The 16,097-nt window shown below is 69.7% G+C and carries 16 protein-coding genes; 8 read left to right on the forward strand and 8 right to left on the reverse strand.

Going from position 1 to position 16,097, the window contains the following annotated elements; all coding sequences use genetic code 11:
- The first annotated feature begins 125 nt into the window (after window positions 1–125).
- Window positions 126–1,586: an NAD-dependent malic enzyme gene (locus AB0M20_RS01260; RefSeq protein WP_364291798.1), complete on the forward strand. Its 1,461-nt coding sequence runs from the start codon at window positions 126–128 to the stop codon at window positions 1,584–1,586.
- Here AB0M20_RS01260 and AB0M20_RS01265 read toward each other — a convergent pair.
- The 3 genes from AB0M20_RS01265 to miaA are packed head-to-tail and all read right to left on the reverse strand — an operon-like array spanning window position 1,583 to window position 4,042.
- Entirely contained in the window at window positions 1,583–2,287 is a 705-nt protein-coding gene (locus tag AB0M20_RS01265) for a glycerophosphodiester phosphodiesterase family protein (protein WP_364291801.1), read from the reverse strand. The genes AB0M20_RS01260 and AB0M20_RS01265 overlap by 4 nt on opposite strands.
- Complete coding sequence (gene dapF, locus AB0M20_RS01270) at window positions 2,287–3,099, reverse strand: diaminopimelate epimerase (RefSeq protein WP_364291804.1); 813 nt, start codon at window positions 3,097–3,099, stop codon at window positions 2,287–2,289. Before dapF ends, AB0M20_RS01265 begins: the two co-directional genes overlap by 1 nt.
- A gap of 46 nt (window positions 3,100–3,145) precedes the next feature.
- Entirely contained in the window at window positions 3,146–4,042 is an 897-nt protein-coding gene (gene miaA, locus AB0M20_RS01275; protein ID WP_364291807.1) for a tRNA (adenosine(37)-N6)-dimethylallyltransferase MiaA, read from the reverse strand.
- A gap of 177 nt (window positions 4,043–4,219) precedes the next feature.
- Here miaA and AB0M20_RS01280 point away from each other — a divergent pair, with 177 nt between their 5' ends.
- Window positions 4,220–5,428 (forward strand): DUF349 domain-containing protein, encoded by a 1,209-nt coding sequence (locus tag AB0M20_RS01280; RefSeq protein ID WP_364291810.1) that lies wholly within the window; start codon window positions 4,220–4,222, stop codon window positions 5,426–5,428.
- 92 nt (window positions 5,429–5,520) lie between these two features.
- Here the strand turns inward: AB0M20_RS01280 and AB0M20_RS01285 are convergent, their stop codons facing one another.
- A complete protein-coding gene (locus AB0M20_RS01285) occupies window positions 5,521–5,982 on the reverse strand; it encodes a group II truncated hemoglobin (RefSeq protein WP_364291813.1) in 462 nt (153 codons plus the stop codon).
- 54 nt (window positions 5,983–6,036) lie between these two features.
- On the opposite strand from AB0M20_RS01285, the gene AB0M20_RS01290 reads away from it, so the two are divergent.
- Window positions 6,037–6,366 carry a helix-turn-helix domain-containing protein gene (locus AB0M20_RS01290; RefSeq protein ID WP_364291816.1) on the forward strand — a complete coding sequence of 110 codons (330 nt, stop codon included), beginning with the start codon at window positions 6,037–6,039 and terminating at the stop codon, window positions 6,364–6,366.
- A 73-nt stretch (window positions 6,367–6,439) separates the two neighbouring features.
- Here the strand turns inward: AB0M20_RS01290 and miaB are convergent, their stop codons facing one another.
- Window positions 6,440–7,915: a tRNA (N6-isopentenyl adenosine(37)-C2)-methylthiotransferase MiaB gene (gene miaB / locus AB0M20_RS01295; protein WP_364291819.1), complete on the reverse strand. Its 1,476-nt coding sequence runs from the start codon at window positions 7,913–7,915 to the stop codon at window positions 6,440–6,442.
- Between the two features lie 122 nt (window positions 7,916–8,037).
- On the opposite strand from miaB, the gene AB0M20_RS01300 reads away from it, so the two are divergent.
- Window positions 8,038–8,904: a glutamate ABC transporter substrate-binding protein gene (locus AB0M20_RS01300; RefSeq protein ID WP_364291822.1), complete on the forward strand. Its 867-nt coding sequence runs from the start codon at window positions 8,038–8,040 to the stop codon at window positions 8,902–8,904.
- A 16-nt stretch (window positions 8,905–8,920) separates the two neighbouring features.
- Here the strand turns inward: AB0M20_RS01300 and AB0M20_RS01305 are convergent, their stop codons facing one another.
- Complete coding sequence (locus AB0M20_RS01305) at window positions 8,921–9,355, reverse strand: hypothetical protein (protein ID WP_364291825.1); 435 nt, start codon at window positions 9,353–9,355, stop codon at window positions 8,921–8,923.
- Between the two features lie 144 nt (window positions 9,356–9,499).
- On the opposite strand from AB0M20_RS01305, the gene AB0M20_RS01310 reads away from it, so the two are divergent.
- From AB0M20_RS01310 to AB0M20_RS01325, 4 genes are all read left to right on the forward strand, one after another.
- On the forward strand, window positions 9,500–10,246 hold the full coding sequence (locus AB0M20_RS01310; RefSeq protein ID WP_364291828.1) for an amino acid ABC transporter ATP-binding protein: 747 nt from the start codon (window positions 9,500–9,502) through the stop codon (window positions 10,244–10,246).
- Window positions 10,247–10,269: 23 nt separating this feature from the next.
- Window positions 10,270–11,142 carry a glutamate ABC transporter substrate-binding protein gene (locus AB0M20_RS01315; protein WP_364291831.1) on the forward strand — a complete coding sequence of 291 codons (873 nt, stop codon included), beginning with the start codon at window positions 10,270–10,272 and terminating at the stop codon, window positions 11,140–11,142.
- Window positions 11,143–11,219: 77 nt separating this feature from the next.
- Entirely contained in the window at window positions 11,220–11,894 is a 675-nt protein-coding gene (locus AB0M20_RS01320; RefSeq protein WP_364291834.1) for an amino acid ABC transporter permease, read from the forward strand.
- Complete coding sequence (locus AB0M20_RS01325) at window positions 11,891–12,757, forward strand: amino acid ABC transporter permease (RefSeq protein WP_364291837.1); 867 nt, start codon at window positions 11,891–11,893, stop codon at window positions 12,755–12,757. The genes AB0M20_RS01320 and AB0M20_RS01325 overlap by 4 nt, the downstream gene beginning before the upstream one ends.
- Here the strand turns inward: AB0M20_RS01325 and rny are convergent.
- Window positions 12,723–14,423, reverse strand: a complete 1,701-nt coding sequence (gene rny / locus AB0M20_RS01330; RefSeq protein ID WP_364291839.1) for a ribonuclease Y — start codon at window positions 14,421–14,423, stop codon at window positions 12,723–12,725. The two genes, AB0M20_RS01325 and rny, sit on opposite strands and share 35 nt — an antisense overlap.
- A 414-nt stretch (window positions 14,424–14,837) precedes the next feature.
- Window positions 14,838–15,449, reverse strand: coding sequence for a hypothetical protein (locus AB0M20_RS01335; protein ID WP_364291841.1), 612 nt, complete (start codon window positions 15,447–15,449; stop codon window positions 14,838–14,840).
- Window positions 15,450–16,097 lie beyond the last annotated feature (648 nt).

Consider the following 16,097-nt stretch of genomic DNA (forward strand, 5'->3'; position numbering starts at 1 on the left):
TCCAGATAACCGTGCCGGACGTTTGTCGCAGAGTGTCTGACTTCTCAGTAAGCACCTCGGTGGATTCTCCTATTCCGGACGAGCGAGAATGCGGTGACTCACCCGCCAACGTCGGAGGGACCACCGTGGTGACCACCCGCCTGCCCAGCGCAGGGTTCTCGATCACTATCCGGATCGCCGTGACGGCCGACGCGTCGTCCATCGGTCGCCTCACCACCTGCGTCGGAGAGGCCGGTGCGATCGTCACGGCGCTCGACGTCGTCGACTCCGACTCCACCCATGTGCTCGTCGACCTCACCTGTGACACCGCCGACTCCTCGCACGCCGATCAGGTGGTGAAGCAGCTCGAGGAGCAGGACGGCGTCGACGTCCGCAAGGTGTCCGACCGCACCTTCCTGCTGCACCTCGGCGGCAAGATCGAGGTTTCGTCGAAGGTGGCGCTGCGCAACCGCGACGAGCTGAGCCGGGCGTACACGCCGGGTGTGGCCCGGGTGTGCATGGCGATCGCCGAGAACCCCGCGGACGCCCGCCGGCTGACCATCAAGCGCAACACCGTCGCGGTCGTCAGCGACGGGTCGGCGGTGCTGGGGCTGGGCAACATCGGGCCGGCCGCGGCGATGCCGGTGATGGAGGGCAAGGCCGCGCTGTTCAAGCGGTTCGGCGGGGTCGACGCCTGGCCGGTCGTGCTCGACACGCAGGACACCGACGAGATCGTCAACATCGTGCGGGCGATCGCGCCGGCCTACGGCGGCATCAACCTGGAGGACATCGCGGCGCCGCGGTGCTTCGAGATCGAGATGCGGCTGCGCGAGCTGCTCGACATCCCGGTGTTCCACGACGACCAGCACGGCACCGCGATCTGCGTGCTGGCCGCGCTGACCAACGCGCTGCGCGTGGTGGGCAAGAATCTGGCGGACGTGAAGGTCGTGGTCTCCGGTGCGGGTGCGGCGGGCACGGCGATCATGAAACTGCTGCTGCGTCAGGGCGTGGGCGACATCATCGCGTACGACCGGGCGGGCGCCCTGCACCGCGGCCTGGCCGACATGAACCCGACCTGGCAGTGGCTCGCCGAGAACACCAACAAGCAGCAGTACCAGGGCGACCTGGCCGGCGCCATCGTGGGCGCGGACGTGTTCATCGGCGTCTCGGCGCCGAACCTGCTGACCGGCGCGGACATCGCCCGGATGGCAGACAAGTCGATCGTCTTCGCCCTGGCCAACCCCGACCCGGAGGTGGACCCGCGGGAGGCCCGGCAGCACGCCGCGGTGGTCGCGACCGGCCGCTCCGACCAGCCCAACCAGATCAACAACGTGCTCGCCTTCCCCGGCGTCTTCCGCGGCATGCTCGACGTCAGCGCGAAGGAGTTCACCGAGGAGATGGCGCTGGCCGCGGCCCGGGCGATCGCGGACGTGGTCGGCGAGGACAAGCTCAACCCGACGGTGATCGTGCCCAGCGTCTTCGACGCGCGGGTCACCCCGGCGGTGGCGGCGGCGATCCGCGCGGTGGTGAAGGGAACCCCACCCCCGCAGAACCCCGCCGCGGCGCCCGAGCCGGACCTCGAGGCGGCCCCGGAGGAGACCTTCTAGGCGACACTCCAGCCGGTCAGCTCGCCGGCCCGATCGGTGATCAGGCCGGCCACGCCGGCCTTCACCAGGGCCGGCCACTCGGCGAGGTCGTTGGCCGTCCAAGCCATCACGTCGATGCCCGCACCGATCAGCTCGGCGACCGTCGCCGCGTCGCCGAGCACATCCTTGACCGTCGGGTTGCAGCAGACCACGTCCAGCTCCTTCGCCAGCCGGACGGTGTCCTCCTCGAAGCGCAGGCGCAGCAGACCCCGCCGCACACCGGGCTCGACGTCGCGGACGGTGCGGATCACCTCGGGGTCGAAGCTCTGCACGATGGTCCGGTCCAGCGGGGCCATGCCGAGGATGCGGGCCACCTCGTCGCGCGAGGCGGGCGGTTTGATCTCGAGCAGGAGCGACGCCGTCCCGCAGGCGTCGAGCACCTCGCTGAGCAACGGCACCCGCACGCCGGCGAAGGCGGTCGAGAACCACGACCCGGCGTCGAGCTCGCGCAGCTGCGCCACCGGGAAGTCCCAGACGTGGCCCGAGCCGTCGGTGGTGCGGTCGACGGTCCGGTCGTGGATGACCACCGGCACGCCGTCGGCCGAGGTGCGCACGTCGAACTCCACCAGCGTGGCGCCGGCCCGGACCGCGCCGGCCAGGGCGGGCAGCGTGTTCTCCGGCGCCACCCACGAATACCCGCGGTGCGCCACACGCTGCAGCATCAGAGCAGGACCTCGCCCGTGGCCACGAGCACCGCCGGGCCCGCCAGCCACCACTGGCCCTCCGGCGTGGCGGTGACGGTCAGGCGCCCGCCCGGCACGTCCACGGTCACGACGCCGTGGGTGCGCCCGGCGTCGCGGAGCACGACGGCGCCGACGGCGAGCGCGCCGGAGCCGCAGGACAGCGTCTCGCCGGAACCCCGCTCGTGCACCCGCATCCGGACGTGCAGGTCACCGACGGGCGAGATGAACTCGACGTTGACGCCCTCGTCGAACAGCGATGCATCGTGGCCCGGCGGGACGTGCAGGTCGAGCGCGTCGAGTGGCGTGGAGATCGTGCAGACCAGGTGCGGGTTGCCGCAGTTCACGGCGACGCCGGGCACGGTCAGTGCGCCGATGGTCGCGGTGCCGGCCGCGTACACCCTCGGGGTTGTCATCCGAACGGAGATGTCGCTCGCGCCCATCACCGCATGCACCACGCCGGCTCGCGTCGCGACCGGCAGGCCGCCCTCGGGCGGCGTGGCCAACCCCTCCGTGACCAGGTAGCGGGTGAAGACGCGGACGCCGTTGCCGCACATCTCGGCGATCGACCCGTCGGCGTTCCAGTAGTCCATGAACCACTCAGCGTCGGAGGCCAACCCGGCGGCATCCGCGTGCTTGGCGCTGCGCACCACGTGCAGCACGCCGTCGGCGCCGATCCCCCGGTGCCGGTCGCAGAGCCGCGCCACCAGCGACGGCGTCAGATCGAGAGTGCCGTCGGGATCCGGCAGGATCACGAAGTCGTTGCCGGTGCCGTGTCCTTTGACGAATTTCATGTCGGTTGTCCGCCGCGGGTCAGATCGATGAGGAACACGCGCACCATCATCGCGTAAGCGACAGCGCGTCGGCCAACAGTGTGTGCGACGTCCCGTCCAGCCAGTGGATCCGCGGGTCGCGGCGGAACCAGGACCGCTGCCGCCGGACGAACCGCCGCGTCGCCCGGGTGGTCTCCGCGCGGGCCTGCTCCTCGGTGAGCGTGCCGTCGAGCTGGGCGAGGGCCTGCTGATAGCCCAGAGCGCGGGATGCCGTCCGGCCCTCGCGCAACCCGCGTCTCTCCAGCTCGGCGACCTCGTCCAGCAGGCCGTCGGCCCACATCTTGTCGACCCGCCGCTCGATGCGGTCGTCGACATCGGCGTCAATTCCGATTTGTACTGAATCGAAGAACGGTACCGGCGACGGCAGCGAAGCCGTGAAGGGCCGCCCGGTCATCTCGATGACCTCCAGGGCACGCACGACGCGGCGGCCGTTGCTCGGCAGGATCTTGGCGGCGGCGGCCGGGTCGAGTTTCCGCAGCCGGTCGAACAACGGCTCCCCCTGCGCCCACTCGTTCTCCAGCCGCGCGCGCACCTCGGGATCCGTACCCGGGAACTCGAAGTCCTCGAGCACCGCACGGACATAGAGCCCCGACCCGCCCACCAGGAGCGGAACCCGCCCCCGGTCCGACATATCCGTCACCGCCGCGCGCGCGATCTGTTGAAACTCCGCGACGTTGGCCGGATAGGTGACATCCCAGATGTCCAGGACGTGGTGCGGCACGCCGTCGCGCTCCGCGGGCGACAGCTTGGCGGTCCCGATGTCCATCCCCCGATAGAGCTGCATCGAGTCCGCGTTCACCACCTCGCCGCCGAGTGCGTGCGCGAGTGCGACGCTCAACGCCGACTTGCCGGCGGCGGTCGGACCGACGACGGCGATCACCCGGGGATGGGCATGGTTCGGCACGGAGCAACGGTAGGACACCGTATGGTCACGGTCATCGGCGGGCAGTTGTTGATAACCGGGTTGGACCTGTGACAATGCGCGAGAAAGAATGCCTTGTGTGTGTGGCATTCCCCACTGCGCCATGGCGGTGACCGAGGGCGGCGCGGCCCCGGGCTCCGGGATAACGAGGATGGGCTGATGAGCGACTGGACAACCTTCGGACGAGTTGATGCCGACGGCACCGTCTACGTCAAGACCGCCGAGGGTGACCGGGTCGTCGGGTCGTGGCAGGCGGGCACCCCCGAGGAGGGGCTGGCTCACTTCGCTCGGCGGTTCGCCGATCTGGTCACCGAGGTCGACCTGATCGAAGCGCGCCTCAAGTCCGGCGCGGCCGACGCGGCCCACTCGCTGACCAGCGTCAAGCGCCTGCGCGCGCAGCTCGACGAGGCGCACGTGGTGGGCGACATCGACGGTCTCGCCGCTCGCCTCGACCGGCTGGCCACGGTCGCCGACGAGAAGGCGGGCGAGGCGCGCGTCGCCCGCGAGGCCGCGCGCGGGGAGGCGATCGCGCGCAAGACCGCGCTGGTCGAGGAGGCGGAGAAGATCGCCGCCGAGTCCACCGGCTGGAAGACGGCCGGCGACCGGCTCAAGGAGATCCTCGACGAGTGGAAGACGATCCGCGGCGTCGACAAGAAGACCGACGGCGAGTTGTGGAAGCGGTTCGCCGCCGCCCGCGACGGCTTCACCCGCCGCCGCGGCGCGCACTTCGCCACCCTCGACGGCCAGCGCAAGCAGGCGCAGCAGGCCAAGGAGGCGCTGGTCGCCGAGGCCGAGCAGCTCTCCGCCTCCAGCGAGTGGGGCCCGACCGCCACCCGGCTCAAGGAGCTGATGGGTGAGTGGAAGGCCGCGCCGCGCGCCGCGAAGGAGGCCGAGCAGCGGCTCTGGGAGCGGTTCCGGGCGGCGCAGGACGCCTTCTTCACCCGCCGCAGCGAGGTCTTCTCGGCCCGCGACGCCGAGTTCAAGGGCAATCTGGACCGCAAGCAGGCGGTGCTGGCCGAGGTCGAGGCACTGGACGTGGACGCCGACCCGCGCGCCGCGCAGAACAAGCTGCGCGACCTGCAGGCGGCCTGGCACGACGCGGGCCGGGTGCCGCGCGAGTCGTCGGCCGGGCTGGAGCGCCGCTGGCGGGCCGCCGAAGAGCGCATCCGGGTGGCGATGGACTCGGCCTGGCGCAAGACGACGCCGCAGGACAACCCGCTGCTCCAGCAGATGCGTGAGCAGGTGGCGGAGGCCGAGCAGCGCCTTTCTCGTGCCCAGGCAGCCGGTGACAGCCGGCGAATCAAGGAAGCCGAACAGGCGCTCGCATCCAAACGCCAATTCCTTGCCTTGGCCGAGCAAGCCAACTGAAGATCAAATTCATTCTTTGACTACGCGCCATCTGAGGTACTCGCCGCGACGGCCCGGCCAGGAGACTGGTCCGGGCCGTCGCTGCTTGCGGGCTATCCCGGTTGGTAGGGCGGGGCTACGCCCCACCCCCAGTGCGGGACGGGCGCCTTTCTGAAGACGTCCGCGCCGGGCTGGGAGTTCTGCTTGGCAAGGCGGGTGCCCCACTCGATGTAGCCGAGGAAGGCCGCTCGGAACTCCGGATCGTCCGGGAGCCCGGCGTCGTCGGCAGCGTCCTGAATGAGGCTGACCCATCGCCGGCGCTGCGGCTCGGTGATCGCGATGCCGATGTGCTTGGCCACCATGTGCGGATAGCCGCCGTGCTCGTCGGTGTAGGTGGCCGGCCCGCCGAACACCTCGGCCAGCCAGATCGCGACGTGCCGCGGGTGATGCGGGTCCATTCCCGCGAACAGCGGCCCGATCAGGTCGTCCGCCAGCACCTTGGCGTAGAAGGACTCGGTGAGCCGCTCGAACGCCGCGGTGCCGCCGGCCCACTCGAACAGGGTTGGTGTGCTCATGAAGATCAGCCCAGCACGGCGGCCCGCCGTCAACAAGTACGCACATAATGGTGCGTGCCCAAGACGTACTCGTGCCCGGTCGAACTCACCATCGACGTGGTCGGCGGGCGCTGGCGCACGGTCATCCTGTCCCGGCTCAAGGAGGGCGTGCACCGGTACGGCGAGCTGCGCCGTCTCATCCCGGGCGTCAGCGAGAAGATGCTGACCCAGCGGCTGCGCGAGCTGGAGGCCGACGGCCTGGTGTCGCGGCGCGACCTCGGCACGAACCCGCCGCACGTCGAATACGACCTGACCGACGAGGGCCGCAGTCTCGCGCCGGTGCTGCAGGCCCTCTACGACTGGGGCGTGGCCCGCGCCGCCCGCACCGGCGACACCTTCCTCTGAAGTGGTAGCTCACCCACGTGTCCGGCGCTCGGATAGGTGGCTGGGCTACCACTTTCCGGCGGCCGGCAACGCGCTAGACGGAGCAGCCGCCGGTCGTCGCGGGCAACGGCGCGGGGACGCCGATCGTCGGCAGGCCCAGGTTGACGCCCGGCAATTTCGGGGTGTGGCCCGCCTCCCACGCGTCGCCCGCGCGGGTGCGGCGGTGGCTCAGCGGCGCGCCGTCGGCGTTCAGGTGGTGCGGCGCCGCGTAGGTGATGACGGTCTGCACCACGTCACCGGGCCGCGGCGCGGTGTCGCCGACCGCGAAGTGCACCAGCCGCCCGTCCCGTGCCCGGCCGCTCAGCCGGCCCGTACGCTCGTCCTTGCGCCCCTCGCCGACCGCCACCAGCACCTCGACGGTCCGCCCGACGAGCTTCTTGTTCTCGTCCCAGGTGATGTCCTCGAGCAGGGCGATCAACCGCTCGTACCGGGCCTGCACGACCGCTTTCGGCACCTGCTCCGCCATCACCGCGGCGGGCGTTCCGGGACGCTTCGAATACTGGAAGGTGAACGCGCTGGAGAACCGCGCCCGGCGCACGACCTCGAGGGTCTGCTCGAAGTCCTCCTCGGTCTCGCCCGGGAAGCCGACGATGATGTCGGTGGTGATCGCGGCGTCCGGCATCGCGGCCCGGACGTGATCGATGATGCCGAGGTACTTCTCCTGGCGGTAGCTGCGGCGCATGGCCTTGAGCACCCGGTCGGAGCCGGACTGCAGCGGCATGTGCAGCGAGTGGCAGACGTTCGGCGTCTCGGCCATCGCGGCGATCACGTCGTCGGTGAAGTCCTTGGGGTGCGGGCTGGTGAACCGCACGCGCTCGAGCCCGTCGACCTCGCCGCAGGCGCGCAGCAGCTTGCCGAAGGCGAGCCGGTCGCCGAACTCGACGCCGTAGGAGTTCACGTTCTGCCCGAGCAGCGTGACCTCGGAGACGCCCTCGGCGACCAGCGCCTCGACCTCGGCGAGGATCTCGCCGGGCCGGCGGTCGCGCTCCTTGCCACGCAGCGCCGGCACGATGCAGAAGGTGCAGGTGTTGTTGCAGCCCACCGAGATGGAGACCCAGCCGGCGTACGTGGACTCGCGGCGGGTGGGCAGGGTGGACGGGAAGACCTCGAGCGACTCGAGGATCTCCACCTCGGCGGCCGCGTTGTGCCGGGCCCGCTCGAGCAGCACCGGCAGCGAGCCGATGTTGTGGGTGCCGAAGACCACGTCGACCCACGGCGCCCGTTTGACGATGTCGCCGCGGTCCTTCTGCGCCAGGCAGCCGCCGACGGCGATCTGCATGTCGGGGTTCTTCACCTTGCGTGGCCGCAGGTGGCCCAGGTTGCCGTAGAGGCGGTTGTCCGCGTTCTCCCGGACCGCGCAGGTGTTGAAGACGACCACGTCGGCCGCGTCGGCGTCGGCCGCGCGGACGTACCCCGCATCCTCCATCAGACCGGAGATGCGTTCGCTGTCGTGCACGTTCATCTGACAGCCGTACGTGCGCACGTCATAGGTGCGTGGGTTACTGGTCATGGCAAGGAACCAGGGTAGTCCGTCGCGCGCCGCGCCGGTCAGGCGGCGGTTCGCCGACCCCCGCGATCGTGCGGCGCCGACTAGAGTGACCCATCCGGGTGATTTGAGAACGGGGAGTCCGCATGACCCGAGTCGCGGCAGCGCTCTGTGCCCTGGTGCTGACCCTTGCCTTGGCCGCGTGCGACGGCGACGACCCGGCCGCCGGGGGCACCGGCAACGGCTTCGCCGCGGGTTCGACAATGGAACGCCTGAACAAGGCCCAGAAGATCCGGGTCGGCACGAAGTTCGACCAGCCCGGGTTTGGCCTCAAGGGCGCCGACGGCGTGCCCGCGGGCTTCGACGTGGAGATCGCCAAGCTGGTCGCCAAGGCGCTGGGCATCCCGGCCGACAAGATCGACTGGGTCGAGACCCCGTCGAACGTTCGCGAACAGGCCATCCGCGAGGACAAGGTGGACATCGTGGTCGCCACCTACACGATCAACGAGGAGCGCAAGAAGCTGGTGTCCTTCGCCGGTCCGTATTATCTGGCCGGTCAGTCGCTGCTGGTCAAGGCCGACGACAACTCGATCACCGGACCGGAGTCGCTGCGCAACGGCACCGTGCGGGTCTGCTCGGCGGACAAGTCCACCGCGGCGTCGAACATCGAGGAGTTCCTGACCGACAAGTCGGACCAGCTCGTCCTCTTCAACACCTATCAGAAGTGCGTGGACGCGCTGAAAGAGGGACAGGTCGACGCGGTCACCACCGACAACGTCATTCTCAGCGGCTTCGTGTCGGTCAGCGACGACGCGTTCAAGCTCGCCGGCCCGACCTTCACCACGGAGCCGTACGGCATCGGCCTGAGCAAGGACGACAAGGTCTTCCGCGACTTCATCAACGACTCGCTGGAGACCGCATTCCAGGACGGGTCGTACCGCGATGCGTGGAAGAAGACCGCCGGGAAGTTCGACACGACCGAGTTGAAGATTCCGGCCGTCGAGCGCTACTGACCGGCGCGCCGGCCCCTCACGCGGCGTTCCGCTCCGGGGCCACCGCGCAGGCCGGGTCGGAGCCGGTGCACGGGCGTACGTTCCGGCGTTCCGTACCCTCATCGGTGTCGGTCTCGTCGACATGCACCACCCGCACCGTCCCGTCCGGCTCGGCCAGCACGTACCTGGTGGGATTGAGCGACTCGTCGGGAAGCAGCAGCGAGGCACCCAGAAGGACCGCGACGGCGGCCGCGTGCTCGCTCTCGGTCCCGTCCGGGACGGCACCCATCAGGTAGAGGTCGATCGTTGTCGGGAAGTCGCCACCGACGTGGTAGATGTCGCACAGCACGGCAGAATCGACGGGGTTCTCGGCCATCCCCCGCACCGGACGGCCGAGAACGGCGGAGATGGCGGATCGGATGGGGGCCTCGTCGACCCGTCCGGCGGCGCTCCAGTTCCAGATACCGCTCATCGTGGACACCTTTCCATCCGCGAATCTCTGTGTTACCGCTCCGTGACCATTCTCGGGGCTAACCGATACACCCGCGCCCCTAGAGTGGCCCCAACCGAGTGAACCGACGCAAGCCGTCGGACGAAGGGAAGCGGTGGTCCGACGGTGGCTGACGACAAGGCTCTCATCGTCCTCGACAAGGTCAACAAGTGGTTCGGGCAGCTGCATGTCCTGCAGGACGTCGACCTGTCCGTGGACCGCGGTGAGGTCGTGGTCGTCATCGGGCCGTCCGGTTCGGGCAAGTCGACGCTCTGCCGCGCGATCAACCGGCTGGAGCCGATCAACTCCGGCACCATCACGTTCGACGGGCAGCAACTGCCGGCCGAGGGCAAGGCCCTGGCCCGGCTGCGCAGCGAGGTCGGCATGGTGTTCCAGTCGTTCAACCTGTTCGCGCACAAGACGATCCTGCAGAACGTGATGCTCGGCCCGGTGAAGGTCCGCGGGGAGAAATCGGCCGTCGTCCGCGAGCGCGCGATGAGCCTGCTCGACCGGGTCGGCATCGCCAGCCAGGCGGACAAATATCCGGCGCAGCTGTCCGGTGGCCAGCAGCAGCGGGTGGCGATCGCCCGCGCCCTGGCCATGCAGCCGAAGGCGATGCTCTTCGACGAGCCCACCAGCGCTCTCGACCCCGAGATGGTCGGCGAGGTGCTGGAGGTGATGACATCTCTGGCCCGCGAGGGCATGACCATGGTCGTCGTCACCCACGAGATGGGCTTCGCCCGGCACGCCGCCAACCGCGTGGTGTTCATGGCGGACGGCCAGCTGGTCGAGGAGGCCGCGCCCGCCGAGTTCTTCGCGAACCCCAAGTCGGACCGGGCCCGAGACTTCCTTTCCAAGATCCTGACGCACTGATCACCCACTTGAGGAGCGACACGATGCGCATCACACGGATGGCCGCTGTCATCGGCGCCGTCACCATGGCACTGGCCGTCGGGGCGTGCGGCGGCGACGACGACGCCGGCGGCGGCGGAACCGGATCGGCGGCCAGTGGCGTCGTCGGCAAGGCCGAGTCCGCCAAGAAGCTGGTCATCGGCGTCAAGAACGACCAGCCCGGCCTCGGACTGCAGACCGGCGGGACGTATGCCGGCTTCGACATCGAGATCGGCAAGATCATCGCCAAGGGCCTCGGCGTGCCGGAGACCGGCATCGAGTGGAAGACCACCGTGTCGGCCAACCGCGAGCCGTTCATCCAGCAGGGCCAGGTCGACCTCGTCGTCGCGACGTACACGATCAACGACGAGCGCAAGAAGGTCATCAACTTCGCCGGGCCGTATTTCGTCGCCGGTCAGGACCTGCTTGTCCCGACCAACTCGCCGATCACCGGCCCGGAGAGCCTGGCCGGCAAGAAGGTCTGTTCCGTCTCCGGCTCCACGCCGGCCAAGCGCATCCAGACCGAGTACAAGGACGCGCAGCTGCAGCAGTTCGACACGTACTCCAAGTGCGTGCAGGCGCTGGCCGGCGGTCAGGTCGACGCGGTGACCACCGACGACATCATCCTGGCCGGCTACGCCAGCCAGGAGCAGTACGCCGGCAAGTTCAAGGTGGTCGGCAAGAAGTTCAGCGAGGAGCCGTACGGCGTCGGCCTGAAGAAGGACGACGTCACGGGCTGCAACAAGATCAACGACATCCTGAAGGCGTCCGCGACCGACGGTTCGTACAAGGCGGCGTGGGACTCCACCCTCGGCAAGAGCGGCACCGCCGCGCCCGAGCTGGACGTCGCCAAGCTGACGAACTGCCCGACCGCCTGACCCTTTCGAGTTGAGCGAGGCCGGGCGACCGGCCTCGCTTTTCTCAGCAGAAGAGCTCACCAACCCGGGAAGGGACGATGGACGTCTTCTCCGATCCCCTCAACGTCGATGTCTATCTCACCGGCTTCTGGTGGATCCTCCGTCTCACGCTGGCCGGAACGGTCGGTGCGCTGGTTCTCGGAGTCGTCCTCGCGGCCATGCGGGTCTCGCCCGTACCGGTCCTGCGAGGCTTCGGCGCGGCCTGGGTCAACATCTTCCGCAACACACCGCTGACCCTGATCGTCTTCTTCTGCTACTTCGGGCTGTTCTCGACGCTCGGGCTCAGCCTGGCCGACGACATCAACCTGAACAACTTCTGGCTCGGCGTCATCGGCCTGTCCGTCTACACGGCGGCGTTCGTCTGCGAGGCCATCCGGTCCGGTATCAACACGGTGCCGGCGGGTCAGGCCGAGGCCGCCCGCGCGGTCGGGATGAGCTTCATCCAGACCCTCACGATCATCATCCTGCCGCAGGCCGGGCGAGCCGTGGTCGCCCCACTGGGCAGCGTCTTCATCGCCCTGGCCAAGAACTCGACCATCGTCGGGACGATCGGCCTGGCCGAGTCCTCCAACGCGATGAAGGAACTGATCAACGCCAACGGCGACGCGGTGATCCCGATCTTCCTCGTCTTCGCCGGCACCTTCGCCGCCATCCTGATCCCCACCGGCTACCTGTTCGGCTGGCTGGCCAACCGTCTGGCGGTGAAGCGGTGAGCACCGACGCCGTCCTGTACGACCACCCCGGCCCGCGCGCCAAGGTGCGCAACACCACCCTGACCGTCGTCTTCGGCATCCTTCTGCTGCTGCTCCTCTACTGGATCTACACGAAGTTCGACGAGAAGGGCCAGTGGGCCGGGCCGCTGTGGAAGCCCTTCACCGAGTCGGAGACCTGGACCGAATACCTGCTGCCCGGTCTGTGGGCGACGATCAGCGCCGCGGCCCTGGCCATGGTGCTGTCGCTGATCTTCGGCCTCGTCTTCTCGGTGGGCCGGCTCTCCGACCACAGGTGGCTGAGCGTCCCGGCCGGCATCGTCGTCGAGTTCTTCCGCGCCGTGCCCCTCCTGCTGCTGATGTTCTTCATCTTCTACGGCGTGCCGTTCATCTCCGAACAGCCGATGGACCCGTTCTGGGCCGTGGTCATCGGCCTGACGCTCTACAACGGATCGGTGCTGGCCGAGGCGTTCCGCGCCGGGATCCGGTCGGTCCCCCGCGGCCAGAGCGAGGCCGGGTACGCGATCGGCATGCGCAAGAGCCTGGTGATGCGGGAGATCCTGGTGCCGCAGGCCGCGCGTGCGATGCTGCCCGTGATCGTCAGCCAGCTCGTCGTGCTGGTGAAGGACACCGCGCTGGGCTACATCATCGGCTACACCGAGCTGCTGCAGTCCGCGAACACCCTCGCGGCGAACTTCGGCAACATCGTCGCCGCCGCCATCGTCGCCGCGATCATGTACATCATCTTGAACGCCTCGCTGACGGCCTTCGCCGGCTATCTCGAGCGGCGCACCCGGCGCGTGGGCAAGGCTCCGAAGGGCAGGACGCCGGCTAGCGCGCCAGTTCCGTCACTCGAGACTCCCTGACGACCGTGACGCGGATCTGGCCCGGGTAGGTCAGCTCCTCCTCGATCTGCTTGGCCACGTCGCGGGCCAGCACGGCGGCGCCGATGTCGTCGATGTCGTCGGGGCGGACCATCACCCGGATCTCGCGGCCGGCCTGCATCGCGAAGACCTTCTCCACGCCGACCTTCCCGGCGGCGATCTCCTCGATGCGCTCGAGCCGCTTCACGTACGCCTCGAGACTCTCCCGCCGGGCGCCGGGCCGGCCGCCGGAACAGGCGTCCGCGGCCTGGGTCAGCACGGCCTCGATGGTCTGCGGCGGCACCTCGTTGTGGTGTGCCTCGATCGCGTGCACGACATCCTCGGACTCGCCGTACTTGCGGGCCAGGTCGGCGCCGATCAGGGCGTGGCTGCCCTCGACCTCGTGGGTCAGCGCCTTGCCGATGTCGTGCAGGAACGCCGATCGCTTCATGGTCGGCACGTCCAGACCCAGCTCGGCGGCCATGATGCCGGCGATGTGCGCGGTCTCGACGAGATGCTTGAGCACGTTCTGCCCGTAGCTGGTGCGGTAGCGCAACCGGCCCAGCAGGGTGGCCAGCTCGGGGTGGATGTCGGTGATGCCGACGTCGACCAGCGCCTCCTCCGCGGCCCGGTCGCAGAGCCGCTCGACCTCGTTCTTGGCGGTGTCGAACACCTCCTCGATCCGGTGCGGATGGATGCGGCCGTCCAGCACCAGCTTCTCCAGCGTGAGGCGGCCGACCTCGCGGCGCACCGGGTCGAAGCAGGAGAGCAGCACCGCCTCGGGGGTGTCGTCGATGATCAGGTTGACCCCGGTGGTCGACTCGAAGGCCCGGATGTTGCGGCCCTCACGGCCGATGATCCGGCCCTTCATCTCGTCGCTGGGCAGGTGCAGCACACTGACGACGCTCTCCGCGGTCTGCTCGCTGGCGATCCGCTGGATGGCGTCGACCACGATGTGCCGGGCGCGGGTGTCGGCCGTCCGCTTGGCGTCGCTCTCGATGTCGCGGACCAGGATCGCGGCCTCGCGCTTGGCCTGCGCCTCGATGTTCTCGATCAGTTCGCCGCGGGCGACGTCGGCGGTCAGGCCGGCGATCCGTTCCAGCTCCTTGCGGCGGTTCTCCTCCGCGGCGGTGACCTCGGCCTCGCGGCTCAACAGCGCGGCCTCGCGGGTGACCAGGTCGGCGTCCATCGCGGCCAGGCGGCGCTCCCGCTCGACGAGGCGCTCGACCTCCTCGGCGTGCAGGCGCTCCCGCTCGTCGATCCGGGCGGCGCGGCGCTCGACCTCGGCGGCGTGCTCCTTGGCGGTGGCGTTGAGGAGGGCGACCTCGCGCTCGCCGCTGCGGCGGGCGGCGGTGCGGGCCTGCTCGGCGTCGGTCTCGGCCTGGCGGTGGGCGTGCTCGAGGATGGTGTCGGCCTCCTCGTGGGCCGCCTCGAGGACCCGGCGCGCCTCGGCGCGGGCGGCGTTGGCCTCGGCCTTCGCGGCGGCGGCCTCGGCGCGGACGGAAGCAGCCTTCGCCTTGGCGTCGTCCACCTGATCCTGGCGGTCCTTGGCCTCGAGCTTGCTGCTCTGCATCGTGCGCAACGCCCGGGAGCCGAGGACGAGGCCGCCCCCGACGAACGCGGCGAGAACGACGATCGCCACCACCAGCACCCAATCCAGGGCGGTCATCTCGCCGTGTCTCCCTTCGCCGCGCGGCCCGCCGCCACGCTCCCCGCGCACAGTGCCGCCGGGGAAGGCCTCGTCCGACCAAGGCGCAAGACCGCAGGGTCCATCGACCGGCGACGCGTTCGGGCGTCCTCCGGTCGACCGCGAGATGAGATCACCGGCCCGTCGCGCGGTCAGCGATGGGTACCGTCCTCAGCCCCGCCACCGCCCTTGACCGGACTGAGGGCAGAGCCAACTATTTGATGCCGAGATGTAATGCGTTCTATGTTGTGCCTGTTGCTTGCGATGGTCGGACGAACCTTTGTAACGCGAGGCTAGGTCGCGGATGGCGGTCCGGTCAAGGACTCATGATTCGGCAGCGAACGGGACGTACGGCGCAGACCCACACAGACCCAGCTCAGGGACGTGATGGGCATTTCAGGCGTACCGGGCCCACACATCTCGCATCGGAGCCCAGTCCTCCGCCACACCCGATTTCCAGAACGCCAGCATGTACGCCGCAACCGGAGTCTGCGTGTCATCCCACCAAATTCCGGCGACGGTCTGCCGCACTTTGCTCTCCTCGACCGTGTAGGCGTACTCGACGTAGCTGCCGTTGGTCCGCCCACTCGGTGTGGCCCGGTCGCCCGCCGGTCCGACCCCGGGGGTCAACGTCCGCGCGTCCACGTTCTGGCTGAGCGTCTTGACCCGGGCCTTGTCCCGGTCCGCGGTCGTCGCATACTCCGCGAAGACCACCGTCATGCCGTCGAGCCGGCACCGCACGCGGGTCTTCTCACCGTTGTTGAGGCTCGGGCCGCCGGGGGTGCCGCTGCGGTCGCAGCTGGAGAGGTAAGGAAGCCAGTCCTGCGAGATCGGGGCGAGGGCGCCGGTCAGCTTGGCCTGGTTGATGGCCGCCTGGGACTGCTCGTAGACCCCGAGCGACGGCTCGGCCGACGGTGTGGGCCCGCCGGTCTGCTCGGGCGCGGCGGTGCCGGCGGTCTCCCGGCCGAGGAAGAAGCCGCCCGCTCCGAAGAGCAGAAGTCCGGCCACGAGCCCGGCGAGGATGCCGAGCAGGAGCTTGTTGCGCTGCGGGGGCGGGGAGGGCTCGATCCGGGGGCCGGGCCGGGCGACGGGCTCGAACCCGAACCGATCCGGACCGGCATCGAAGCCGTACCGGCCGTCGCCGCCGGCGCCGAATTCTCCGCCGCCGCCGAACGGCGGCTCGTGCCGATCTCCTCCGAACGACGGCTCGTGCCGATCTCCTCCGAACGGCGGCTCGTGCCGATCTCCTCCGAACGGCGGCTCGTGCCGATCTCCTCCGAACGGCGGAGCGCCCGACGACGGGCCGAGGCCGTGCTGATCCTCGCCCGCGGCGACGGCACCGCCGGACGACGGGCCGGCACCGAATCGGGGGCCGCCGGAGGAGGGGCTAAGGCCGAACTCGTCGAACTCCCCTCCCGGGGAGGGTGTGACCGGCAGTCCGTGGGCGTCGACGGCGTCGCTGGAGGTCGGCGCGGCAGCGGCGGGAGGCGTGGTCCATTGGGGGACGCCGGAGCTCGGCGCGGAAGGGATGCCGGAGTTGGGCGCGGCGCCGTAGGCCGGGCCGGAACTCGGCGCGGCGCCATATGCCGGACCCTAACTCGGGGGGGCGGCGTAAGCCGCTCCCGAAGACCGCGCGGGACCGTAAGCCGCGCCCGA

It is taken from the genome of Actinoplanes sp. NPDC051633 (assembly GCF_040681735.1).
Classification (GTDB): domain Bacteria; phylum Actinomycetota; class Actinomycetes; order Mycobacteriales; family Micromonosporaceae; genus Actinoplanes.